This is a genomic window from Streptomyces sp. NPDC002577, assembly GCF_053594815.1.
Genome location: NZ_JBSFWK010000001.1, coordinates 37,730 through 60,195 on the forward strand (window position 1 = coordinate 37,730; position 22,466 = coordinate 60,195).

General features: G+C 69.7%; 20 protein-coding genes. 8 read left to right on the forward strand and 12 right to left on the reverse strand.

The window, feature by feature from the left end:
• Window positions 1–2 precede the first annotated feature (2 nt).
• Together ACWD4J_RS00165 and arfA are read left to right on the forward strand one after the other, a co-directional pair.
• The gene (locus ACWD4J_RS00165; RefSeq protein ID WP_451392977.1) at window positions 3–977 is read left to right on the forward strand and encodes an arabinan endo-1,5-alpha-L-arabinosidase; all 975 of its coding nucleotides are present in this window, start codon (window positions 3–5) and stop codon (window positions 975–977) included.
• A 121-nt stretch (window positions 978–1,098) separates the two neighbouring features.
• Window positions 1,099–2,607 (forward strand): arabinosylfuranosidase ArfA, encoded by a 1,509-nt coding sequence (gene arfA, locus ACWD4J_RS00170; protein WP_451392978.1) that lies wholly within the window; start codon window positions 1,099–1,101, stop codon window positions 2,605–2,607.
• 71 nt (window positions 2,608–2,678) lie between these two features.
• Here arfA and ACWD4J_RS00175 read toward each other — a convergent pair whose 3' ends face one another.
• The 7 genes from ACWD4J_RS00175 to ACWD4J_RS00205 form a co-directional block, all read right to left on the reverse strand.
• Window positions 2,679–3,740, reverse strand: a complete 1,062-nt coding sequence (locus tag ACWD4J_RS00175; RefSeq protein ID WP_451392979.1) for an aldose epimerase family protein — start codon at window positions 3,738–3,740, stop codon at window positions 2,679–2,681.
• A 107-nt stretch (window positions 3,741–3,847) separates the two neighbouring features.
• Window positions 3,848–5,092, reverse strand: a complete 1,245-nt coding sequence (gene mmsB / locus ACWD4J_RS00180) for a multiple monosaccharide ABC transporter permease (RefSeq protein ID WP_451392980.1) — start codon at window positions 5,090–5,092, stop codon at window positions 3,848–3,850.
• On the reverse strand, window positions 5,089–6,639 hold the full coding sequence (mmsA, locus tag ACWD4J_RS00185) for a multiple monosaccharide ABC transporter ATP-binding protein (protein WP_451392981.1): 1,551 nt from the start codon (window positions 6,637–6,639) through the stop codon (window positions 5,089–5,091). Before mmsA ends, mmsB begins: the two co-directional genes overlap by 4 nt.
• 43 nt (window positions 6,640–6,682) lie before the next feature.
• Window positions 6,683–7,789, reverse strand: coding sequence for a multiple monosaccharide ABC transporter substrate-binding protein (chvE, locus tag ACWD4J_RS00190; protein WP_451392982.1), 1,107 nt, complete (start codon window positions 7,787–7,789; stop codon window positions 6,683–6,685).
• 137 nt (window positions 7,790–7,926) lie between these two features.
• Entirely contained in the window at window positions 7,927–8,889 is a 963-nt protein-coding gene (locus ACWD4J_RS00195) for a hypothetical protein (protein ID WP_451392983.1), read from the reverse strand.
• A 150-nt stretch (window positions 8,890–9,039) separates the two neighbouring features.
• Entirely contained in the window at window positions 9,040–10,050 is a 1,011-nt protein-coding gene (locus ACWD4J_RS00200; RefSeq protein ID WP_451392984.1) for a zinc-dependent alcohol dehydrogenase, read from the reverse strand.
• The gene (locus ACWD4J_RS00205) at window positions 10,047–11,210 is read right to left on the reverse strand and encodes a mandelate racemase/muconate lactonizing enzyme family protein (protein ID WP_451393581.1); all 1,164 of its coding nucleotides are present in this window, start codon (window positions 11,208–11,210) and stop codon (window positions 10,047–10,049) included. The genes ACWD4J_RS00200 and ACWD4J_RS00205 overlap by 4 nt, the downstream gene beginning before the upstream one ends.
• A 222-nt stretch (window positions 11,211–11,432) precedes the next feature.
• Here ACWD4J_RS00205 and ACWD4J_RS00210 point away from each other — a divergent pair, with 222 nt between their 5' ends.
• Window positions 11,433–12,122, forward strand: coding sequence for an SCO2400 family protein (locus tag ACWD4J_RS00210; protein WP_451392985.1), 690 nt, complete (start codon window positions 11,433–11,435; stop codon window positions 12,120–12,122).
• Window positions 12,123–12,218: 96 nt separating this feature from the next.
• Here ACWD4J_RS00210 and ACWD4J_RS00215 read toward each other — a convergent pair whose 3' ends face one another.
• Window positions 12,219–13,250 carry an NADP-dependent oxidoreductase gene (locus tag ACWD4J_RS00215; protein ID WP_451392986.1) on the reverse strand — a complete coding sequence of 344 codons (1,032 nt, stop codon included), beginning with the start codon at window positions 13,248–13,250 and terminating at the stop codon, window positions 12,219–12,221.
• Window positions 13,251–13,340: 90 nt separating this feature from the next.
• Between ACWD4J_RS00215 and ACWD4J_RS00220 the strand changes: the two genes are divergently transcribed.
• The 3 genes from ACWD4J_RS00220 (at window position 13,341) to ACWD4J_RS00230 (ending at window position 15,328) form a co-directional block, all read left to right on the forward strand.
• A complete protein-coding gene (locus ACWD4J_RS00220; protein WP_451392987.1) occupies window positions 13,341–13,808 on the forward strand; it encodes a MarR family winged helix-turn-helix transcriptional regulator in 468 nt (155 codons plus the stop codon).
• An 84-nt stretch (window positions 13,809–13,892) separates the two neighbouring features.
• Complete coding sequence (locus tag ACWD4J_RS00225; protein WP_451392988.1) at window positions 13,893–14,726, forward strand: EI24 domain-containing protein; 834 nt, start codon at window positions 13,893–13,895, stop codon at window positions 14,724–14,726.
• A complete protein-coding gene (locus tag ACWD4J_RS00230) occupies window positions 14,714–15,328 on the forward strand; it encodes a LysE family translocator (protein ID WP_451392989.1) in 615 nt (204 codons plus the stop codon). The genes ACWD4J_RS00225 and ACWD4J_RS00230 overlap by 13 nt, the downstream gene beginning before the upstream one ends.
• Window positions 15,329–15,350: 22 nt before the next feature.
• Here ACWD4J_RS00230 and ACWD4J_RS00235 read toward each other — a convergent pair whose 3' ends face one another.
• Window positions 15,351–15,908, reverse strand: a complete 558-nt coding sequence (locus tag ACWD4J_RS00235) for a TetR/AcrR family transcriptional regulator (protein ID WP_451392990.1) — start codon at window positions 15,906–15,908, stop codon at window positions 15,351–15,353.
• A gap of 79 nt (window positions 15,909–15,987) precedes the next feature.
• Window positions 15,988–16,785, reverse strand: coding sequence for an ArsR/SmtB family transcription factor (locus tag ACWD4J_RS00240; protein ID WP_451392991.1), 798 nt, complete (start codon window positions 16,783–16,785; stop codon window positions 15,988–15,990).
• 178 nt (window positions 16,786–16,963) lie between these two features.
• Between ACWD4J_RS00240 and ACWD4J_RS00245 the strand changes: the two genes are divergently transcribed.
• A complete protein-coding gene (locus tag ACWD4J_RS00245; protein ID WP_451392992.1) occupies window positions 16,964–19,450 on the forward strand; it encodes a glycoside hydrolase family 3 protein in 2,487 nt (828 codons plus the stop codon).
• A 71-nt stretch (window positions 19,451–19,521) separates the two neighbouring features.
• On the opposite strand, the gene ACWD4J_RS00250 is transcribed toward ACWD4J_RS00245, so the two are convergent.
• Together ACWD4J_RS00250 and ACWD4J_RS00255 are read right to left on the reverse strand one after the other, a co-directional pair.
• Window positions 19,522–20,508, reverse strand: a complete 987-nt coding sequence (locus ACWD4J_RS00250; protein WP_451392993.1) for an aldose epimerase family protein — start codon at window positions 20,506–20,508, stop codon at window positions 19,522–19,524.
• Window positions 20,509–20,574: 66 nt separating this feature from the next.
• Window positions 20,575–21,489, reverse strand: coding sequence for an SGNH/GDSL hydrolase family protein (locus ACWD4J_RS00255; RefSeq protein WP_451392994.1), 915 nt, complete (start codon window positions 21,487–21,489; stop codon window positions 20,575–20,577).
• A 399-nt stretch (window positions 21,490–21,888) separates the two neighbouring features.
• Here ACWD4J_RS00255 and ACWD4J_RS00260 point away from each other — a divergent pair, with 399 nt between their 5' ends.
• The gene (locus tag ACWD4J_RS00260; RefSeq protein ID WP_451392995.1) at window positions 21,889–22,383 is read left to right on the forward strand and encodes a DUF3145 domain-containing protein; all 495 of its coding nucleotides are present in this window, start codon (window positions 21,889–21,891) and stop codon (window positions 22,381–22,383) included.
• Window positions 22,384–22,466: the final 83 nt, after the last annotated feature.

The window sequence follows — 22,466 nt, forward strand, 5'->3', positions numbered from 1 at the left end:
ACTTGAAGCGTCTCAGACTCGCGGCGGTGCTCGCCGCGGCCTTCCTCGCCTTCCTGCCCTCCACCGCTCAGGCGGCCGACTACCCCGACCCCCTGCCGATCACCGGCCAGGAGATCATCCACGACCCGACCGTCATCCACCTCAAGAACGGCCAGTACGCCGCCTACTCGACGGGCGGGATCATCGGCGCCCGCCTGTCGAAGGACATGAAGCACTGGGACGACGCGGGCAACGCCTTCGCCGAGCCCCCGAGCTGGTGGTACGAGTACAACGACACCGGTGACCCGTGGGCGCCCGACATCTCGTACCGCGACGGGCAGTACTGGCTGTACTACGCCGTCTCGTCCTGGGGCTCCAACCACTCCGCGATCGGCGTCGCCACCTCGCCGAGCGGCCTCCCCGGGACCTGGACCGACCACGGCAAGGCCTTCAGCTCCGAGCGGACCGACAGCTGGAACGCCATCGACCCGGCGGTGATCAGGGCCGACGACAGGCTGTGGATGACCTTCGGCTCGTACTGGACCGGCATCCGCATGGTCGAGCTCGACCCCGAGACGGGTAAGGCGGTGTCGGGCGCGACCGTCCAGCACCTGGCGACCCGCCCCGACGCGCCGTACGCCGTGGAGGGCCCGTACATCGTCAAGCACGGCCGCTACTACTACCTCTTCGCCTCGTACGACGCGTGCTGCTCGGGCGTGAACTCCACCTACAAGATCCGGGTGGGCCGGTCGGAGTCCGTCACCGGGCCGTACGTGGACAGCGACGGCACGCCGCTCCTTCAGGGCGGGGGCGACCTGCTGCTCGCCGGGCACGGCCGGTTCATCGGCACCGGAGGCGAGTCCGTCTTCCGCGACAAGGGCCGCGACATCCTCGCGTACCACTACTACGACGCGGATGACAACGGCACACCCAAGCTCGGCCTGAACCCGCTGAGCTGGGGCAAGGACGGCTGGCCGGCCGTCGCGGCCTGGGACTGAGCCCCGGGCCGATTCCGACGCACCAGGCGGGCGCGACCCATTGACCTGCGGTCGCGCCCGCCTTAGCGTCTGTCCGATGTCTCGGCCAATGTACGTGATATCGAACTTAATTGAGGGAGAAATGACCACACCCGCCCGCTTCACACTGGACCCCGCCTTCGCCATCGGCGACGTCAACCCGCGGCTCTTCGGCTCGTTCGTCGAGCACCTGGGCCGCTGCGTCTACACCGGCATCTACGAGCCGGGCCACCCCTCGGCGGACGAGGCGGGCCTCAGGACGGACGTGCTGGAGCTGATCCGCGAACTCGGCGTCACCGCCGTCCGCTACCCCGGTGGCAACTTCGTCTCCGGCTACAAGTGGGAGGACTCCGTCGGCCCGGCCGACGAGCGGCCGCGCCGCCTCGACCTGGCGTGGAAGTCGACGGAGACGAACCGCTTCGGCCTCTCCGAGTACATCGCCTTCCTGAAGAAGATCGGCCCGCAGGCCGAGCCGATGATGGCCATCAACCTCGGTACGCGCGGCGTGGCGGAGGCCCTGGAGCTGCAGGAGTACGCCAACCATCCGGCCGGAACGGCCCTTTCGGACCTCCGCGTCGCCCACGGCGACAAGGACCCGTTCGGCATCCGCCTGTGGTGCCTCGGCAACGAGATGGACGGCCCCTGGCAGACGGGCCACAAGACGGCCGAGGAGTACGGCCGCCTCGCCGCCGAGACCGCCCGCGCCATGCGCCAGATCGACTCCGGGCTTGAGCTCGTCGCGTGCGGTTCGTCCGCCCAGGGTATGCCGACCTTCGCCGAGTGGGAGGCGACGGTCCTCGCCGAGACGTACGACCTCGTCGACTACATCTCGCTGCACGCCTACTACGAGGAGACCGGCGGCGACCGGGACTCGTTCCTCGCCTCCGCCGTCGACATGGAGTCCTTCATCGAGAACGTGGTCGCCACCTGCGACCACATCGGCGCCCGCCTGAAGTCGAAGAAGAAGATCAACCTCTCCTTCGACGAGTGGAACGTCTGGTACCAGAGCCGGCCGAACCCGCACCAGGTGGAGGACTGGCAGGAGGCCCCCCGCCTGCTGGAGGACAACTACACCGTCACGGACGCCGTCGTCTTCGGCTCCCTGCTCATCGCGCTGCTGCGGCACGCGGACCGGGTGACGGTCGCCTGCCTCGCCCAGCTCGTCAACGTCATCGCGCCGATCCTGACCGAGCCGGGCGGCCCGGCCTGGAAGCAGACGACGTTCTTCCCCTTCTCGCAGGCGTCCCGGTACGGGCGCGGGCAGGTCCTCGACGTACGCGTGGACTCGCCGACGTACGAGACGAAGAGGTTCGGCGAGGTGTCGCTGCTGCACGCGACGGCCGTCCGGGACCCGGAGACGGGCGCGGTGACGGTCTTCGCCGTCAACCGCAGCCAGACCGACGCGCTGCCGCTCGAAGTGGCCCTGAACGGGCTCGAGCTGACGTCCGTGGTGGAGCACACCGCGGTGGCCGACGCCGACCCGGAGGCGAAGAACACGCTCGACGACCCGGAGCGGGTCACCCCGCACGCGGTCGAGGGCACGGCCCTTCAGGACGGCACCCTGACGGCGACCCTCGAGCCGCTGTCGTGGAACGTGATCCGGCTGGCGTGAGCTGAGCTGAGCGGGCGGGCGGCGTCCTGAGGGCGCCGCCCGGCCGAGTTGCGTTCACGGCGTCACAACGGTTACGCGCTGAACGAGTGCACCGTCGTCGACCGGTACGTCTCGCCCGGCCGCAGCACCGTCGACGGGAACGACGGCTGGTTGGGGGAGTCCGGGAAGTGCTGGGTCTCCAGGCACAGGGCGTCGCCCTGCCGGTAGACGGAGCCGCCCGTGCCGACGAGCGTGCCGTCCAGGAAGTTGCCGGAGTAGAACTGCACCCCCGGCTCGGTCGTGGCGATCTTCAGGGTGCGGCCGGAGGACGGGTCCGTCAGGGTCGCGAAGTGCTCGGGCTCGGCCGTGACGCCCTTGTCCAGCACGAGGTTGTGGTCGAAGCCCTGCGCGTACAGCAGCTGCTGGTGCGCCGCCCGGAGGTCCACACCTACCGTCTTGGCGCTGCGGAAGTCGAACGGGGAGCCCGCCACCTCCGCGAGCTCACCGGTCGGGATGAGGCCGGAGCCGACCGGGGTGTAGCGGGACGCGGCGATCTGCAGCTCGTGGTCGTGGACGGAGCCGCTGCCCTCGCCCGCCAGGTTCCAGTAGACGTGGCTGGTGAGGTTGACGACCGTCGTCCGGTCCGTGGTCGCCTCGTAGTCGATGCGCCAGTCGCCGTCCGCGGTGAGCGTGTACGTGATCTTCGAGGCGAGGGTGCCGGGAAAGCCCATCTCGCCGTCGGCGCTCGTGTGGGTCAGGACGAGCCCGGCATCGGAGCCCGAGGTGAACGGCTCGACGTGCCACACCTGCTTGTCGAAGTCCCCGCCGCCATGCAGGGAGTTCTCGCCGTCGTTGACGGGCAGTTCGTGGGTCTCGCCGTCCAGTGTGAACCGGCCCTTGGCGATGCGGTTGCCGAAGCGTCCGATGAGCGCCCCGAAGTACGGGCTGGACGCCACGTACTCCTCGAGCCCCCCGAAGCCCAGCGACACGTTCGCGTACCGGCCGTGCCGGTCGGGGAGTTCCAGCGACTGGACGACCCCGCCGTACGACAGGACCTTCATCCGTGTGCCGCCGTTTCCGAGCGACCAGCGGTGGACCTCGGTGCCGTCCGCGAGTGTGCCGAAGAGTTCCTTCACCGGGATCACCGGGCTCACCGGTTGCCTCCTGTCATCGTTGCGTGTTCCGTACGCGCCGCGGCGGCGGCAGCGAATCACGCTGCCGCCGCCGCGACGATCAGTGATGTGTGAACCGGCCCTGGGACTCAGGAACCGCCCTTGCGCTTGTTCCACACGTCGAAGCCGACCGCCGCGAGCAGGGCCAGGCCCTTGATGACCTGCTGCCAGTCGGTTCCGACGCTGAGGAGGTTCATGCCGTTGTTCAGCACGCCGAGCACGAGACCACCGACGATCGCACCGAGGACGGTGCCGACACCGCCGCTCATGGACGCGCCACCGATGAACGACGAGGCGATCGCCTCGAGTTCGAAGTTCAGGCCGGCCTTCGGCGACGCCGCGTTCAGACGGGCGGCGACCACCAGACCCGCCAGGGCCGCGAGCACACCCATGTTCAGGAAGACGTAGAAGGTGACCTTCTTGTCCTTGACGCCCGACAGCTTCGCCGCGGGCAGGTTGCCGCCGATCGCGTAGATGTGACGGCCGAAGACGGCGTTGCGCATGACGTAGCCGTAACCGACCACCAGCACACCGAGGATGATGAGCACGATCGGCGCGCCCTTGTAGCTGGCGAGCAGCATCGTCACGACGAGGATCGCGGCGACCAGGGCGACCAGCTTCAGCACGAACAGCCGCCCGGGCAGCACGTCGAGGGCGAACTCCTGCTGCCGGCGCCGGTCGCGCACCTCCTGCCACACCACGGAGGCGATCAGGACGAAGCCGAGGAGCAGCGTGAGGTTGTGGTAGTTGGTGTTCGGGCCGACCTCGGGCAGGAAGCCGTTGCCGATGTCCTGCAGTCCGTTCGGGAACGGGCCGAGGGTCTGCCCCTTGAGCAGGATCTCCGTCAGTCCGCGGAAGAGCAGCATTCCGGCGAGGGTGACGATGAACGACGGTATGCCGAGATATGCGATCAAGAACCCTTGTATGGATCCCGCCACCGCGCCGACCACCAGGCACAGCACCAGGGCGACGGGCCACGCCACACCGTGCTGCACCGTCAGCACCGCCGCGAACGCGCCCACGAACGCCGTCAGCGAGCCGACCGACAGGTCGATGTGGCCGGCGATGATCACCAGCATCATGCCGATCGCGAGGATCAGGATGTAGCTGTTCTGCAGTACCAGGTTGGAGACGTTCCGCGGCAGCAGCAGGTCGCCGTTGGTCCAGATCGCGAAGAGGACGACGATCAGGCCGAGCGCGATCAGCACGCCGTACTGCCGCATGTTGCTCCGCAGGCCGTCCAGCAGCCGCTGGAACGGACTCACGGCCGCGGCCGAGCCGCTGCCGCCCGGCGGCGCCGGGGCCGGGGTCTTGGCGGTTACATCCGTGCTCATCGCGTTACCTCTTTGTCCTTCGTCATCTGACGCATCAGCACTTCCTGCGTGGCCTCGGCCCGCGGGACCTCACCGGTCAGCTGTCCGGCGGACATCGTGTAGATGCGGTCGCACATGCCGAGCAGCTCCGGCAGCTCGGAGGAGATGAAGACGACCGCCTTGCCCTCGGCGGCCAGCTGGTCGATGACCGTGTAGATCTCGTACTTGGCGCCCACGTCGATGCCGCGCGTGGGCTCGTCCAGGATCAGCACGTCCGGACCGGCGAAGATCCACTTGCTGAGTACGACCTTCTGCTGGTTGCCGCCCGAGAGCTTGCCCACCGGCTCGAACACGGTCGGAGCCTTGATGTTCATGGACTTGCGGAAGCGCTCGGAGACCTGCCGCTCCTCGTGTTCGTCGACCACACCCCGCTTCGCGACCTTGTTCAGGGCGGTCAGCGAGATGTTCCGGTTGATGGTGTCGATGAGGTTGAGGCCGTAGTGCTTGCGGTCCTCGGTGACGTACGCGATGCCGTGCTCGACCGCCTCCGTGACGGTCTTCGTACGGATCTCCTTGCCGTCCTTGAGGACCGTGCCGCCCGCGTAGCGCCCGTAGGTACGGCCGAAGACGCTCATCGCGAGTTCCGTGCGGCCGGCGCCCATGAGCCCCGCGATGCCGACGATCTCCCCGCGGCGCACGTTGATCGACACGTCGTCGACGACCTTGCGCTGCTGGTCGATCGGGTGGTGCACGGTCCAGTTGCGGATCTCGAGGGCCGGGGCCGCGCCTTCCTCCGCCTCGTGCGGGGTGCGCTCGGGGAAGCGGTGGTCGAGGTCGCGGCCGACCATGCCGGAGATGATCCGGTCCTCGGTGGTCTCCGGCGCCTTCACGTCGAGGGTCTCGATGGACTTCCCGTCGCGAATGATCGTCACCGAGTCGGCGACCTTGCGGATCTCGTTCAGTTTGTGGGAGATGATGATCGAGGTGATGCCCTGCTTCTTCAACTCCAGGATCAGATCGAGGAGTTTGGCGCTGTCCTCGTCGTTCAGCGCCGCCGTCGGCTCGTCGAGGATGAGGAGCTTCACCTTCTTCGACAGAGCCTTGGCGATCTCCACCAGCTGCTGCTTGCCCACGCCGATGTCGGCGACTCGGGTCTCCGGGTGGTCGTCGAGACCGACCCGGCGCAGCAGCTGAGTGGCGTGCCGCAGGGTCTCCCTCCAGTCGATGAACCCGCCCTTGGCGTGCTCGTTGCCGAGGAAGATGTTCTCCGCCAGCGAGAGGTACGGCGACAGCGCCAGTTCCTGGTGGATGATGACGATGCCGCGCTCCTCGCTCGCGCGGATGTCCTTGAATTCGCAGACCTCACCCTCGAAGAGGATGTCGCCCTCGTACGTGCCGTGCGAATGGACGCCGGAGAGCACCTTCATCAAAGTCGACTTGCCGGCGCCGTTCTCACCGCAAATGGCGTGGACCTCGCCCTGGCGGACGGTCAGCGTGACGTCCGACAGCGCCTTGACGCCGGGAAAGGTCTTGACGATCGAGCGCATTTCCAGGACGGGTCCCGCCATGGTCGTGCCTTCCAATCAGTGTGGGGTCAGGGAGTCCGGCGGATTACTGGAGTTCCTTCTCCGTGTAGTAGCCGCCGTCGACCAGCACCGACTTGTAGTTGCTCTTGTCGACGCTCACCGGCTGCAGCAGGTAGGCGGGGATGACCTTGGAGCCGTTGTCGTACGTCTTGGTGTCGTTGACCTCGGGCTTCTTGCCCTTGAGCACGTCGTCGACCATCGTCGCGGCGACATCGGCGAGCTTGCGGGTGTCCTTGTAGACGGTCTGCGTCTGCTCACCCGCGATGATGGACTTCACGGAGGCGAGCTCGGCGTCCTGACCGGTGATGACCGGCAGCGGCTTGCTCTTGGAGCCGTAGCCGTCCGACTTCAGCGCGGCGAGGATGCCGATGGAGATGCCGTCGTACGGCGACAGGACCGCGTCGACCTGCTGGCTCTTGTACGTGGAGGTGAGGACGTCCTCCATACGCTTCTGCGCGGTGGCACCGTCCCAGCGCAGGGTGGTGACCTGGGTGAGCGCGGTCTGGCCGGAGCGGACGACGAGCTTCTTCTTGTCGATGTACGGCTTCAGCACGCTCATCGCGCCGTTGAAGAAGTACTTGGTGTTGTTGTCGTCGTTGGAACCGGCGAACAGCTCTATGTTGAACGGGCCCTTGCCGTCCTTCAGGCCGAGCTTGTCGACGATGTAGCCGGCCTGCAGCTCGCCGACCTTCGTGTTGTCGAAGGAGGCGTAGTAGTCGACGTTCTTGGTGCCGAGGATCAGGCGGTCGTACGCGATGACCGGGATCTTCGCGTCGGCGGCCTCCTGCAGCACGTTGTTCAGGGACTTGTTGTCGATCGCCGCGACGATCAGGCCCTTGACGCCCTGGGTGATCATGTTCTCGATCTGCGACACCTGGGTGTCCGGGTCGTCCTCGCCGTAGACCAGCTTGGTCTTGTACCCCTTGGCCTCGAGGTTCTTGACGACGTTGTTGCCGTCGGCGATCCAGCGCTCCGAGGACTTGGTCGGCATCGCGATGCCGATCGTGGCGCCCTTGGTGCTGCCCTTGTCATCCTTGCTGCCGCCCGCGCTGTTCTGACCGCAGGCGGTGAGGGTGAGCGCCATGGCTGCGGTGACCGCGGTGGCGAGGGTGACGGCTCTGCGATTGCGCATGATCAACATCCTTGATGTGGGGTGGTTCCCGGTCTGGCGAGAGTGCCTGCGACGAGCGAGATGCGAAGGTCCTGTGCAGGTCGTGTCGGATTCTGCGCGGCCATGTCTTCTTCTGTGAAGAGGGTTTGGCCGGAACGTTATGTGGGAATCGCGAATCGCTTGAGCTGCCCAGGCAGTCGGGAGCCTAGCGGGGACATGCCACCGTCGGCGCCGTGTCGGGCAAGAAGATCCAGAACGAGGCGGCCGCGTCGCACCCGCTCACGCGCGGTCGCGAGCACGGTGTCCCGCATATGGGCGCCATACGGGTAGATGCCGGGCGCCTTGGAGAGCCCGAACTTCAGGTACAGCGGGGCGCCGCGCCGGATCAACTCCGCTGCGTCGTACATCCGTACATAGCCGCCCAGGTCGTCCGGAGCCTCGACATAGAGGTCCATCGGTGCCCGGCTCACCCGCCGGATCTCGGTGAAGTGCTGGAAGGTGAGATCCGAAGGGATGTTGATCGAGTCGCCGCCCAACTGCTCCCACACGGAGAACGACGCCGGGTTCACGGGCCCGACCAGCGCCGACACCTTGAAGGTGGTGTCGGCGGGCAGCACACCCTGCTCACGCAGCTGGTGCAGCAGCCACAGCACGCCCTCGTCCGCGACGAGCAGGCACTTGACGCCCAACTCGGTGGCGCGCAGCGCGTCTTCGACGCAGCCCGCCAACGAGTCGTGGCCGCGCGCCCGCAGACCGGCACCACCGGAGTCGGTACGCGTCGCGGCGCCGATGTCCCAGGTGCCGCGCGGCCCGGTGAACAGGCACAGCTCGATGTCCCGTTCGGCGCAGGCCTCGACCATCTCGGTGATCTCGGCGTCGGTGAGCATCCAGATGCCGCTGCCCTGGCTGATGCGGTGGACCGGCACATCGAGCCGGGAGGACTCCTTGAGGACCACGGCGAGCGCCTCGGGTCCTTCCACGGACGGGACTTCGGTGCGCCAGGTACCGCCGTCCGGGAAGGAATGCGGTGAGGCGTCGGCCGGTTCCGGTGCGGGTGCGCCGAAGCCGAGCGGGCCGAGGGCGCTTTCGCCGGGACGGCGGGGGGCGGTGGGCTCGGGCACGGTTCTCCTCGGTGGTTGTTCAGCAGCGTTGATAGTCGATCAGCAGCGGTTTCGGGGCTGCTGTTACGCGTTTGATATTTCGTACGCGGTTCGCAGGTGTGGGTGTACGCCGGTACGGGGGTGTCAGGAGCCCCCGTACCGGCGTACGGTCTAGGCGGCCGGCTTGAGCAGTACCTTGCCGACCTTGGGGTCGCCGGAGCCCACCAGCTCGAGCGCCTCGGCGAAGCCCGTGAGCGGCAGCTCGTGGGTGATCAGCGGCAGCGGGTTCAGCAGCCCGGCGCCGAAGGCCCGCACGGTGTGCGCCCAGGCGGCGGGCGGGGCACCGAAGACGGTCTGCACCTCGAGCTGGCGCACCACGAGATCCGTCGGGTCGAGCCCCTCGGCGCCCGGGGCGGGGATGCCCGTGAGAACGAGCCGCCCGCCACGGCGCAGGAGAGCGGCGGACGTCCGTGCTGCCGAAGCCGATCCGGCGGTCTCGATCACCACGTCGAAGTCGTCGGGAAGCTCCTGGTCGCGGGTGCGGAAGTCGGTCGCCCCGAAGGACAGCGACATCTCGCGCCGGTCCGGCCGGGTGCCGACCACCAGCAGCTCGGCGGGCGAGCCCGCGGCGAGGAACTGCACGGCGAACATCCCGAGCGTTCCGGTGCCCACCACGGCGACCCGCTCGCCCGGCCGGGCGTTCGCCTTGAGCGCGGCCGCGGCGATGCAGGCGGCGGGCTCGAGGAGAGCGGCGGCCGTCAGGTCGGCGTCGTCGGGCAGGACATGGAGCAGCCGGGCCGGCAGCGTCAGCGTGGCGGCCATGGCGCCGGGCTGCGTGAACCCGGTCTCCTCGTAGCCCGCGGTGCACAGCGTCGTCTCGCCCGCGTGGCACCGGTCGCACACCTGGCAGTTGCGGAAGCCCTCGCCGACGACCTTCCGGCCGACGAGCCCCTCGGGCACGCCGTCGCCGACCGCCTCGACGGTCCCGGACCACTCATGGCCGGGCGTGAGAGGGAAGCACACGTACCCTTCAGGCCGGTTGCCCTGGTAGATCTCGCGGTCGCTGCCGCAGATCCCGCTCGCGTGCACACGGACGAGTGCCTCGCCGGGCGCGGGCTCGCGTGGCGTGTGCGCGACCATCCGGAAGGCGCCGGGCGCGTCGATTACGACGGCAGTGCTCACTGCTTCCCCTTGTTCTTCGGGTCCCTTTTCTCCCAGCCCTCGGCCCACAGATCGAACCGAGCCTGCTGCTGGGGGAATTCTGCCGCTGCGTCGGTGTCCAGCTCGACGCCGAGACCGGGCGCGTCGGAGACGTGGAAGTAGCCGTCGACGACCTGCGGGGCGCCCTTGACGACCTTCTTGATCTCCGCGTCGGCGAAGTCGTTGAAGTGCTCCAGGATCTTGAAGTTGGGCGCGGTGAAGCCCACCTGGAGGCTCGCCGCCGTCAGCACCGAGCCGCCGACGTTGTGCGGGGCGACCAGCATGTAGTGCGTCTCCGCGGTCGCGGCGAGCTTGCGGGTCTCCCAGATGCCGCCGATGTGGCCGACGTCGGGCTGGATGATGTCCACGGCCTGGCTCTCGAAGAGCTCGCGGAACTCGATCCGGTCGTGGATGCGCTCACCGGTCGCGACCGGCATGTCGACCTTCGCTGCGACCTTCTCCAGCGCCTTGAGGTTCTCCGGCGGCACCGGCTCCTCCAGCCACGCGGGCTTGAAGGGCGCGAGCTCGCGCGCGAGCCGGACGGCCGTCGCGGGCGAGAAGCGGCCGTGCATCTCCAGCATCAGCTCGGAGTCCGGGCCGATCGCGTCGCGCACGGCCTCGATCAGCGAGACCGCATACAGGCTCTGCTCGTGGTCGAGTTCGAAGTGCCCCGTCCCGAACGGGTCGATCTTCAGCGCCTTGTACCCGCGCGCCATGACCTCCTGCGCGGCCTTGTGGTACGCCTCAGGGGTGCGCTCGGTGGTGTACCAGCCGTTGGCGTACGCCTTGACCTTGTCGGTGACCTTGCCGCCCAGGAGCTGCCACACCGGCACCCCGAGCGCCTTGCCCTTGATGTCCCAGCAGGCCATCTCGATCACGGCGATGCCCGACATCACGATCTCGCCCGCCCGGCCGTAGTCGCCGTACTTCATGCGGCGGACCAGGTCCTCGACAGCGAACGGATCGGAACCGATGATGTGGTTGGCCTCGGCCTCGCGCAGGTAGCCGAGCAGCGCATCGGTGTGGCCGAGCATCCGGGTCTCGCCGACACCCGTGATGCCCTCGTCGGTGTGCACCTGGACGTACGTCAGGTTCCGCCACGGAGTCCCGACGACGTATGTGCTGATTCCGGTGATGCGCACGGCAGTTGCCCCCAGTGCTTGTTCGAAATTTCGGCTCACGTTCGAAATGCTGGCGAGACAGTAAGGACGGCGCAGGTCGAGTGTCAATGGTTCGGGCACATATGTGTTGTGACCACATGCCGCAGAGACCTGGCATGACGCGCCGGAACGGGCTATTCCCCACACAACTTTCACACCAGTCGCTTTTTCTGTCACCGGCGCTGCGCCTAGCCTGCGTGCGTCATGGACTACTGCCACCCGTGCCGAAGGCACCTCAACGGCGCCCTTGCCTGCCCGGGGTGTGGAACGCCCGCCGAAGCCTGCCGCGAGTACGCGGAGGCCCTCGCCGCGCAGGAGGTGGCGGACGGGGCGGATGACGCGTACGAGGAAGAGGCGGAGTTCGACGGCGGGGGACGCCGCGGGCGCCGGGGCCACCGGGGCCGCGCCTCCCTGCGGGCGCGCCGGCGCAGGCGCCGCCGAACTCTGCTGATCGGTGCGGGGCTTGTGCTGGCGGTCGGCGGCCTGAGTCTGACCGAACTGGGACTCGAAGCGCCCGGTGACGATCAGGCGGCCAGCGCACCCGACGCCGTGGCGGACGACTCCGTGGACGGCTCGCCGACCGGCGCGAGCAGTGCGCGGCCGATCGGCGGTGAGGTGAGCCCTTCCGCGGCGGACCGGGGGTCCGCCGGTGCATCGCCGTCGGCGTCGGAGTCCGAGAAGGGCAAAAAGAAGAAAAAGGGCGAAGAGGATAAGTCGGGTGATGGGCAGTCAAGCCCGGGGGCCGGCTCGTCGGGTGCGGCACCGACACCCTCGGCCACGGGCTCGACTGTGATCACCCCCACAACGTCGGCACCCCGGCCGACCGCGTCCGCGCCGGCACCGGACCCGGAGCCGTCGCAGACGTGCACCCGCTTCCTGTGGTGGTGCACCTGAGGCGAGTGCTCGGGCGCCCGAGTCGAGCGCGTGGGCGCCTGAGGTGAGCGCGTGGGGCCGCCGGCCGGATCGGTCGGCGGCCCCACGGCTGGACGGTCAGCCCTCGAGGGAGACGATCATCTTTCCGGTGTTGTCACCGCGCAGCACCCCGAGGAACGCCTCCAGGTTGTTCTCGATGCCCTCGACGACGGTCTCGCGGTACTTCAGCTCGCCGGAGCGGACCCAGGCGCCGACCTCCTGGACGAACTGCGGCTGCAGGTCGTAGTGGTCGCCGACGAGGAAACCCTGGATGCGGCCGCGGGTCTGGATCAGGCGGGCGAGGTTGCGCGGCCCTGCCGCGGGCTCGGTCGCGTTGTAGACGGAGATCATGCCGCAGACGGCGATCCGGCCGCCCCGGTTGAGGGAGCCGATCGCGGCCTCGAGGTGGTCGCCGCCGACGTTGTCGAAGTAGACGTCGATGCCGTCCGGTGCGGCCTCACGCAGCTGCTGGGAGACCGGGCCGTTCTTGTAGTTGAAGGCCGCGTCGAAGCCGTACTCCTCGACGAGCAGCTTGACCTTGTCGTCCGAGCCTGCCGAGCCGATGACGCGCGCGGCGCCCTTGAGCCCCGCGATCTGGCCGACCTGGCTGCCGACAGCACCGGCCGCGCCGGACACGAAGACGGTCTCGCCCTCCTTGAACTCGGCGACGCGCAGCAGTCCCGCGTACGCTGTCAGGCCCGTCATGCCCAGCACGCCGAGGTAGGTGCTCAGCGGCGCCGCCTCGGCGTCGACCTTCACAGCCTGCTTGGCGTCGACCGTCGCGTACTCGCGCCAGCCCTGGAAGTGCAGGACGTGGTCGCCGACCGCCAGGCCCTCGACGTCCGACGCGACGATACGGCCGACGGCGCCGCCCTGCATCGGCTCGTTCAGCTCGAACGGCGCGACATACGACTTGGCCGTGCTCATCCGGCCCCGCATGTACGGGTCCACGGACAGGAAGAGGTTGCGCACGAGCACCTGGCCCGGGCCGGGCTGCGGCAGCTCCACCTCGCGCAGGGCGAAGTCCTCGGGCTTGGGCCAGCCGTGCGGGTAGCTGAGCAGGTGCCATTCGCGGCTGGTCGCGGGCAGCTGCTCGGGGCTCACGGACATGGGGGGCACCTTTCCTGGATGTTTCATGTTCTGAAACAACCATGCTCCCGAATATTTCATGATGTCAAGCAACGCGGTAGCCTGGTGGGCATGGCCGCCCGGAACACCCGTACAGACTCCCTGACCCTCGAGGTCGTCGAACTCATCGGCGCCGTCGTGGCCCGCTATCACGAGGAGTACGAGCGGGCGGCGGGCCGGCACGAGCTGACGGGCGCGCAGGCCCGCGTACTGGGCCTGCTGTCCCTGGAGCCGCTGCCCATGCGCCGGCTCGCACAGAAGCTGAAGTGCGAGCCGTCGAACGTCACCGGGATCATCGACCGCCTGGAGGTCCGCGGCCTCGTGGAGCGCCGCCCCGACCCTGCCGACCGCCGCGTGAAGCTGGCCGCACCCACGGAGGACGGCCTGCGCACGGCACGGAGCCTCAGGGACTCGCTGGACTTCGCCCGCGAGCCCCTGGCGGGCCTCTCCCGGGACGAGCGGGTGTCCCTGCGGGACATGCTGCGCAGGATGGTGGACGCGGGCGGTGGCGACGGCGCCGTCGCGGACGCCGCCGTCTGACGGGGCCCGTCGGACCCCTGGTTCCGCAGGGGTGCCTGGGCGACCGGGAACCGCCCATGGCCCCCGCCCGGTAAGGTTCGGGCCATGCATGATCTTGGGGCGGGATTCGCATACTTGTTCAAGGGGCAGCGCTGGGTCGCCCGGAACGGGCGCCAGTACGGATTCGGGCTGCTGCCCGGCCTGATCACCCTCCTGCTGTACGCCGCCGCACTGACCGCACTCGCCCTCTGGGGCGAGGACTTCGTCGCCTGGGCGACACCGTTCGCCGACGACTGGTCCTCACCCTGGCTCGGCCTCTTCCGCGGCTTCCTGACCGCCGTCCTGTTCGCGCTGGGGCTGCTGCTCGCCGTCCTCACCTTCACGGCGGTGACCCTGCTCGTCGGACAGCCCTTCTACGAGGCGCTGTCCGAGAGGGTCGACCGCTCCGTGTCGCCCGACGGCACCGCGCCCGAGTCGGGGCTGCCGCTCTGGCGAGAGCTGTGGATCTCCGCGCGGGACAGCCTCCGCATCCTGGTGCGGGCCGGACTCTGGGGCGTACTGCTCTTCGCTCTCGGGTTCATCCCGGTCATCGGCCAGACGGTGATCCCGGTGCTCGGCTTCTTCGTGACCGGCTACTTCCTCAGCCAGGAGCTCACCTCGGTCGCGATGCAGCGCCGCGACGTCGAACTTCGCGGCCAACTCGCCCTGTTGCGCGCCCGCAAGCCCCTGGCCTGGGGCTTCGGCACGCCTCTGGCCGTGGCCTTCCTGGTCCCGTTCGTCGCGGTGTTCCTGATGCCGGGCGCCGTCGCGGGCGCGACGCTGATGGCGCGTGATCTGCTCGGCGAGACCACCCGGGACGGCGGCACCGACGAGGAACAGGACGAACACGCAGACGCCGAGACAGCGACAGGGGAGTCAGCCGTCTCATGGCCGAACTGATCGCCGTCGCCGTCATCACGGTCCTCGCCGTGATCAGCCCCGGCGCGGACTTCGCCATGGTCGTCCGCAACAGCTACCTCTACGGGCGCGCGACAGGCGTGCTGGCCGCCGTCGGGGTCGCCGCCGGCGTCCTCATCCATGTCACGTACACCATGCTCGGCGTCGGGCTGCTGATCGCGCACTCCACGGCCCTGTTCACCGTGATCAAGCTGGTCGGTGCCGCGTATCTCGTGTACATCGGCATCCGCACCTTCCGGGCGCGCGGCGACGTGGAGGTGGACCTGGAGAACAAGTCCGCGCTCACGCCCCTCGCCGCGCTGCGGACCGGTTTCTTTACGAATGTTCTGAATCCAAAAACCACGCTCTTCGTGGTCTCCACCTTCACCCAGGTGGTGCGGCCCGACACCCCGGCCGTCCAGCAGGCCGCGTACGGGTTGTTCATGTCCTTCGCGCACCTGGCATGGTTCTCGCTCGTCGCGGTCCTCTTCTCGCAGGACCGGCTGCGTACGGCGATGCTCAGGGGGCAGAAGGTGCTCAACAAGGCGATCGGCTCGGTCCTTGCGGGCCTCGGCGTCAGCCTGGCTTTCGCACCCTCCCACTGATACGCGCACGCTGGTTCACGGGTCAGGCGCCGCCCAGCAGCCGGAGGAAGTCCCGGAACACCTCCGGCATGTCCACCGCGTCCGGGTCGAGGAGCCACTGGAACTGCAGCCCGTCCATCACCGCCACCATCAGCGGAGCCGCCTGCTCGGGGGTCAGCCCGCCGGGCAGCCGGTCGCCGTACTCGGCGCGCAGCACCTGCGCCATGCTGCCGCGCACCTCGGCGTACCGCTGGGTGAAGAACTCCCGCGCCGGATGCCCCTCCGAGACGCTCTCGCCCAGCAGGGCCGAGAAGGTCTGCACGATGCCCGGCCGCATCGCGTTGTACTCGACGAGCGAACCCAGCAGGTCGAGCCGCCACTGGGAGTCCGGCACAGAGTCCCACTGGTCGCGCTCCTGAAGCACGGCGACGAGCAGCGCCTCCTTGGTGGGGAAGTAGTGCAGCAGGCCCTGCTGTGTGAGCCCGACCCGCTCGGCGACCGCGGCCAGGCTGGCGCCCCGGTAACCGCGTTCGGCGATCACCTCCAGGGCGGCGCGCAGAATCTCCGCGCGGCGCTCCGCACTCCGTGCCCTGGCGGCCATGGCGTGGGTTTCCTTCCGTTCCTCTGCGGCCGTCTCGTCTGTCGGCGGCGGCCCAGCCGGGCCGGTACGGCGACTGCGGCTACTCGGATGCGGGCTGCGGCAGCGCCTCGCCCGTCTCCAGCAGTGTCTTGAGGCTGGACAGCAGGGCCGGCCAGCCGCCGCGGATCATGTCCAGGACGGTGCTGCCGGGGTCGAAGCCGTCGTGCACGACCGTCAGTCTGACCGTCTGCCCGAGCGGTTCGATCTCGAAGGTCACCTTCGAGCGGCGCTCGGCGGAGATCCTGGCGAGCACCTCGTCGCTCACCCCGACGGCCTTCGCCCACTCCGGTGTGAAAGTGTGCCAGGTGTAGGACAGCCGGCGGCCGGGTTCCGACTCGAGGACGACCTGGGCCGGGTCTGCGGTCTTCTCGCCGCCCTGCTCCCAGACCATCGCCGAACCGGCGGTCCAGTCCGTCTCGAACTCGACGCCCCAGTAGCGCCGGGTGAACGCCGGGTCGGTCAGGGCCTGCCAGAGCCGTTCCGGTGTGGTGTCGATGTAGGTCGTGTAGACGAACTCGTTGCCGGTCATGGGCTCCTGCTCCAATGCTCGCTTGAGGTCGGCGAGCGCGCGCACCCGCTGGCGGTCGTACTGGTCGATCCAGCGCTCCGCGATGGCGTTGATCGGTTCCGCGTTGAGGTAGTGCAGCTTCTCGCGGCCGCGCCGCACCGCGGTCACCAGGTTCGCCGCCTCCAGTACCGCGAGGTGCTTGCTGACGGACTGGCGCGCCATGGCGAGCCCGGCGCACAGTTCGCGCAGACTCTGCCCGTTGCGGGCGTTCAGGCTGTCCAGCAGCCGGCGGCGGCTGGGATCGGCCAGTGCCCTGAACACCTCGTCCATCGTCTCTCGCCACCCCATTCATGCAGCCGTTCGGCTGCATGAAACATAGGCAGCCGAATGGCTGCATGTCAACGGGAGCCCTGTCGGGCCGGTCCTCGACCCGGAAGTCCTGTAAGTAACGAGAAGATAACGAATCTTACCGCTCTACAGGCCGCCAGGTGCAGGATGAAGGACGCTCATGGGGCTTCAACGAGGAGGTGCCACAGTGGCGGAGACCCACGCAGACCAGGCCCGCGAGGCGGCGGTGCAGGCCGCGCTCGGCAAGCTCGGCCTCGACGCGAAGGCGCGGCTGCTCGCCGGACAGGACATGTGGTCGTTGCCCGCGCTGCCGGAGATCGGGCTCGCGTCGCTCGTGATGTCCGACGGCCCCATCGGCGTCCGGGGTGTCCGCTGGGCCGCCGACGACCCGTCCATCGCGCTGCCGTCCCCGACCGCGCTCGCCGCCACCTGGGACCCGGATCTCGCCCGTCGTGCCGGCACCCTGCTCGCGCAGGAGGCCCGGCGCAAGGGCGTCCACGTCCTCCTCGCGCCGACCGTCAATCTGCAGCGTTCCCCGCTCGGCGGCCGCCACTTCGAGGCGTACAGCGAGGACCCGTATCTGACGGGGCGCATCGGCACGGGCTATGTGCGGGGCGTGCAGTCCGGCGGCGTCGGCACCACCGTCAAGCACTTCGTGGCGAACGACGCCGAGACCGACCGCTTCACCGTGAACAACGTCGTCTCCGCGCGCGCCCTGCGCGAGCTGTACCTCGCGCCCTTCGAGGCCATCGTCGAAGACGCCCGCCCCTGGGGCATCATGACCGCCTACAACGCGGTCAACGGCACGACGATGACCGAGCACCACCACCTCGTGAACGAGGTCCTCCGCGGCGAATGGGGCTTCGACGGCTGCAACGTCTCCGACTGGATGGCCGCCCGCTCGACGGCCGGTGCCATCGCCGGCGGCCTCGACGTCGCCATGCCCGGTCCGGTGACCGTGTACGGCGAGGCGCTGGCGGCCGCCGTCCGTGCGGGCGAGGTCGAGGAGGCGAAGGTCGACGAGGCCGTACGCAACGTCCTGCGGCTCGCCGCCCGCGTCGGTGCCCTCCAGGGCGCCGACCCGGTGGTGGCTGAGCCGCCCGCCGAGATCGACGGGGAGGCCCTGGCCCGCGAGATCGCCCGCCGCGCGTTCGTCCTCGTACGCAACGAAGCCGTCCAGGGCGGCGGCCCCGTCCTGCCCGTCGACCCGTCCCGCGTACGCAAGGTCGCGCTCCTCGGTGCTGCCGCCCGCCACGCGCGCGTCCTCGGCGGCGGATCGGCGAGCGTCTTCCCCCGGCGCATCGTCTCCCCGCTCGACGGCCTCACGGCGGCGCTGCCCGAGGGCGCCGTCACGTACGCGCTCGGCGCCGACCCGACCGGGGAACTCGCCGCCGCGGGCAACGGGTTCGAGCTGCGGGCCGTCTGCCGCGACGCCGCGGGCCAGATCATCGGAACGACGTCCGTGCCGGGCGGCCTCATCCAGTGGCTGGGCAGCGACCTGCCCGAAGGCGTCACCTACGACGCCCTGCACAGCGTCGAACTCACCGGCACCTTCACTCCGCGCGAGAGCGGCGCCCACTCCTTCGGCACCCGCGGTCTCGGCGGCTTCCGGCTCACCGTCGCGGGCGAGGTGCTCTTCGAGGGCGAGCAGGGGCTCGGTCCCGAGTCGGATCCGTTCGAGGCGTTCTTCGGCGCGCCCATCGAGCGCGGCCGGTCCGAGCTGACGGCCGGAGAGCCGGTCGAGATCTCCCTCCATCACATCGTCGCCAAGATCGAGGACGCCCCCATCCAGGCGGTCGGCTTCGCCCTCGTCCACCGCGAGCCGCAGCGCGACGCCGACGACCTGATCGCCGAGGCCGTCGAGGCCGCGCGCGGCGCCGACGCGGCCATCGTGGTCGTCGCCACCACCGACCGCGTGGAGTCCGAGGGCTTCGACCGCACGGACCTGAGGCTTCCGGGCCGCCAGGACGATCTCGTACGAGCCGTGGCCGCCGTCAACCCGAACACGGTCGTGGTCGTCAACTCCGGCTCACCGGTGGAGCTGCCGTGGCGCGAGGACGTCGCGGCCGTCCTGCTCAGCTGGTTCCCCGGCCAGGAGGGCGGCGCCGCGCTGGCCGACGTCCTGCTCGGCGCGTACGAACCGGGCGGCAGGCTGCCCACCACCTGGCCCGCGACGCTCGAGGACGCCCCGGTCACCCGGGTCACCCCGGCCGACGGTGAACTCCGCTACGCCGAGGACGTGTTCATCGGCTACCGCGCCTGGGACAAGACGGGCACGACCCCCGCGTACCCGTTCGGCCACGGCCTCGGCTACACCGACTGGACGTACGAATCGATCGAGACGGACGGCACGGCCGTGACGGTCCGCGTCCGGAACTCCGGCGAGCGGGCGGGCCGCGAGGTCGTCCAGGTCTACGTCGCGCCGGTCGAGGTCGGCGCGGACAGGCAGGTGCGCGGGCTGGCCGGATTCGCGGGCGTCGAGGCGGCACCGGGCGAGACCGCCGAGGTCACCGTCGAACTTCCGCGTCGCGCCTTCGAGATCTGGGACGAGCAGTCCGGCGCCTGGACGCTGGTGAAGGGTGCCTACGAGATCCAGGCGGGCCGGTCGGTCGCCGACCGCCGCCTGGGCGTGACGATCGAGGTCTGAGCACGACGTGCGGGGTACGGCGGTCCCGGACCCCGCACACGTCACTCCCGGAGGCCCGGACCTCGCAAACGTCAGTCCCGCACCCCGAACCCGAACACCGTCTCCGACCGGTACACCTCGCCCGGCCGCAGCGCCGTGCTCGGGAACTCCGGCCGGTTGGGGGAGTCGGGGAAGTGCTGGGTCTCCAGCGCGACACCGGCGCCCGGGGCGTACGGATCGCCGTCGAGGTGGTCGGCGGTGTACAGCTGGAGGCCCGGCTCGGTCGTGGCGATGGTCAGCACCCGTCCGGACGCCGGGTCGTACAGCTCGGCGACCGGCTCGGAGGCGCTCGTGACGCCCTTGTCGAGCACGAAGTTGTGGTCGTATCCGCTGCCCGCCGCGCGCGGCTGCCGGAAGTCGAACCGGGTCCCCTCGACGTCCGCCAGCTCCCCGGTCGGGATCAGGTCCGCGTCCACCGGCGTGTACCGGGACGCGGCGATCCGCAGTTCGTGGCCGGCCGCGGAACCGGCGTCGGCGCCGGTCAGGTTCCAGTAGCTGTGGTTCGTCAGATTCACGACGGTCGGTGCGTCGGTGACCGCCTCGTACGCGATCCGCAGCGCGCCCGACTCGTCCAGCGAGTACGTCGCCGAGACCTTCAGGCGGCCCGGGAAGCCCTCCTCGCCGTGCGGGCTCACCCGCGACAGCCGCACGCCGTGCTCCACCGGTTCCGCGTCCCACACGTGCTTGTCGAAGCCCTGCTCGCCGCCGTGCAGGCTGTTCGGCGCGTTGTTCTGAGCCAGGTGGTAGGTGCCGCCGTTCAGCGGGAAACGGCCGTGCGCGATCCGGTTCGCATAGCGTCCGACCAGGGCGCCGAAGTACGGCCCGGGGCGCTCCAGATACCCCTGGAGGTCGGGCAGCGCCAGCGCCACCTGGGCACTGCGCCCGTCCCGGTCCGGGACCTCGGCCGACTGCACGATCCCGCCGTACGTCAGGACGCGCACGCGCACGCCGCCCCTTTCCAGGGTCCAGCGGTGGACGGCAGTGCCGTCGGGAAGCGTGCCGAAGAGTTCGCTGTGCATGATCAGGACCCTACGCCCGGGCCGGTGGCGGCGCGTGATCAGGGCACCCGGATACGGCCACGGCCCTTACTCCTCGGGCGGGTTCTTCGCCGTCACCGTGCGGTAGGCGATGGCGGCCAGCTGCGCCTGCCCGTCCTTGCTGGGATGGAACCAGTCCCAGTGACTCAACTGCTGGGTGCCGAAGCGGTAGTCGAAGACGGCCCCGCCGTCGAACCGGCAGCGGTCGTCCTCGGCGCAGACGTCCCTGAGCACCTTGTTGTAGGCGATCACGCGCTTCTGCACGGTGTCCCGCCGCTCCATCGCGGCCGCGTCGACCACGTCGGCGTCCGCCAGCATGGACGGGCAGATGCCCAGCTTCCAGACCTGCTTGCCCATCGGACTGGTGCGCCCCTGCGACCAGAGCCGCTTCAGATCCGGCACGCTCGACACGTACACCTGGGCCTTGGGCAGCTCGCGGCGCAGCGTCCGCATCGCGTCCTCGAACTGATCGCGGAAGTCGCCCACCGAGGTCATCGCGGACGTCGACGAGCGGCAGGCGTCGTTGGCACCGGCCATCACCGCCACCAGTGCGGGACGGCGCGTCGCCGCCTCCTCGATCTGCGCGGCCACGTCCGCCATCCGGGCGCCGGTCACGGCGTAGTTCCAACTGTGGGTGGCGGCGCGCTGCTTCCCGAGCAGCCGCACCGCCAGGCTGCGCACCGTCTTGTCACTGCCCGTCGCCCAGGACACCTCGGGACAGTCGGAGAGCACCGAACACGCGTCGAACCCGCGAGTGATGGAGTCCCCCACGGCGGCCACCGAGGAAGGGCTGCGGTCCCACGCCGGCCCGGCCTCGGCGGACGCCGCCGAACGCTTCGAGCGGGCGTGCGTACCGGAAGAGTTGCCACCGGTGGCGTCGCAGGCGGCCAGTCCCGCGGTGCCCAGGACGACCGCCGTCACTCCGGCGAAGGCGGCACGCACGCGGTGGCTGCGCTTCCGCATCCCTGCTCCCCTCTGTCGTTCGGGCCACCCCCTGGCAACGTCGCACCTGGGACAGCCGTTCCCGGACCGTACGCGACCGGATCCCGGACCGGACGCGATCGCACCGGCACCCGGGCGGCGGCACTCGGGGGTCAGCCGAGTGAATGCCGGGAGTTTCCCGGCAGCGGGACCGACGGTACGTCACACTCCTTGGCCCGCTGCACGGTAGCCTCGGCCCCGAGGCGCCCGGCCGCTGCCGGCTCGGCAGCGACAGGGCGGCCGGTCCACCCCGTGGGCACCCGCTGTACCGGTTCCGCTAAATTACAACAAGTCTGCTCTGTCCCTTTTTGAGGAATATCGCTTGGCACGGGCGCGAGACCGCCGGCAGACGGCGCACCTCGTCCCACCCTGGAGGTCCCGGTGACGACACGTGGAGTTCTGTACGTGCACTCCGCGCCGCGCGCGCTGTGCCCGCACATCGAATGGGCAGTCGCGGGCGTGCTCGGCACGCGCGTCAACCTCGACTGGATCAGGCAGCCCGCGTCGCCGGGCACCTGGAGGTCCGAGTTCTCCTGGCAGGGCCAGGTGGGCACCGCCTCCAAGCTCGCCTCCGCGCTGCGCGGCTGGCACCTGCTGCGCTTCGAGGTCACGGCCGAGCCCTGCGCCACGGCCGAGGGCGAGCGCTACAGTGCCACGCCCGAGCTGGGCATCTTCCACGCTGTCACCGGCATCCACGGCGACATCCTGATCCCCGAGGACCGGCTGCGCGCCGCGCTCGCCCGCGCGCAGCGCGACGAGACCGACCTCGAAGCCGAGATCGCCAAGCTCCTCGGCAAGCCCTGGGACGACGAACTGGAGCCCTTCCGGTACGCGGGCGAGGGTGCGCCGGTGCGCTGGCTGCACCAGGTCGTGTGAGAGGGCCTCGAAGGGCGCCCCGATTGCGGCCTTCTGGCGAATTCCGAGTCCGCCCCGTGGGATCCGAGTGATCCAACGGGGCG

Coding starts and splice junctions, on each gene's coding strand:
- arfA (WP_451392978.1), top strand. CDS start 1,099: ATGACCACACCCGCCCGCTTCACACTGGACCCCGCCTTCGCCATCGGC.
- mmsB (WP_451392980.1), bottom strand. CDS start 5,092: ATGAGCACGGATGTAACCGCCAAGACCCCGGCCCCGGCGCCGCCGGGC.
- mmsA (WP_451392981.1), bottom strand. CDS start 6,639: ATGGCGGGACCCGTCCTGGAAATGCGCTCGATCGTCAAGACCTTTCCC.
- chvE (WP_451392982.1), bottom strand. CDS start 7,789: ATGCGCAATCGCAGAGCCGTCACCCTCGCCACCGCGGTCACCGCAGCC.
- ACWD4J_RS00210 (WP_451392985.1), top strand. CDS start 11,433: ATGGACTACTGCCACCCGTGCCGAAGGCACCTCAACGGCGCCCTTGCC.
- ACWD4J_RS00215 (WP_451392986.1), bottom strand. CDS start 13,250: ATGTCCGTGAGCCCCGAGCAGCTGCCCGCGACCAGCCGCGAATGGCAC.
- ACWD4J_RS00220 (WP_451392987.1), top strand. CDS start 13,341: ATGGCCGCCCGGAACACCCGTACAGACTCCCTGACCCTCGAGGTCGTC.
- ACWD4J_RS00225 (WP_451392988.1), top strand. CDS start 13,893: ATGCATGATCTTGGGGCGGGATTCGCATACTTGTTCAAGGGGCAGCGC.
- ACWD4J_RS00230 (WP_451392989.1), top strand. CDS start 14,714: ATGGCCGAACTGATCGCCGTCGCCGTCATCACGGTCCTCGCCGTGATC.
- ACWD4J_RS00235 (WP_451392990.1), bottom strand. CDS start 15,908: ATGGCCGCCAGGGCACGGAGTGCGGAGCGCCGCGCGGAGATTCTGCGC.
- ACWD4J_RS00240 (WP_451392991.1), bottom strand. CDS start 16,785: ATGGACGAGGTGTTCAGGGCACTGGCCGATCCCAGCCGCCGCCGGCTG.
- ACWD4J_RS00245 (WP_451392992.1), top strand. CDS start 16,964: ATGGGGCTTCAACGAGGAGGTGCCACAGTGGCGGAGACCCACGCAGAC.
- ACWD4J_RS00250 (WP_451392993.1), bottom strand. CDS start 20,508: ATGCACAGCGAACTCTTCGGCACGCTTCCCGACGGCACTGCCGTCCAC.
- ACWD4J_RS00255 (WP_451392994.1), bottom strand. CDS start 21,489: ATGCGGAAGCGCAGCCACCGCGTGCGTGCCGCCTTCGCCGGAGTGACG.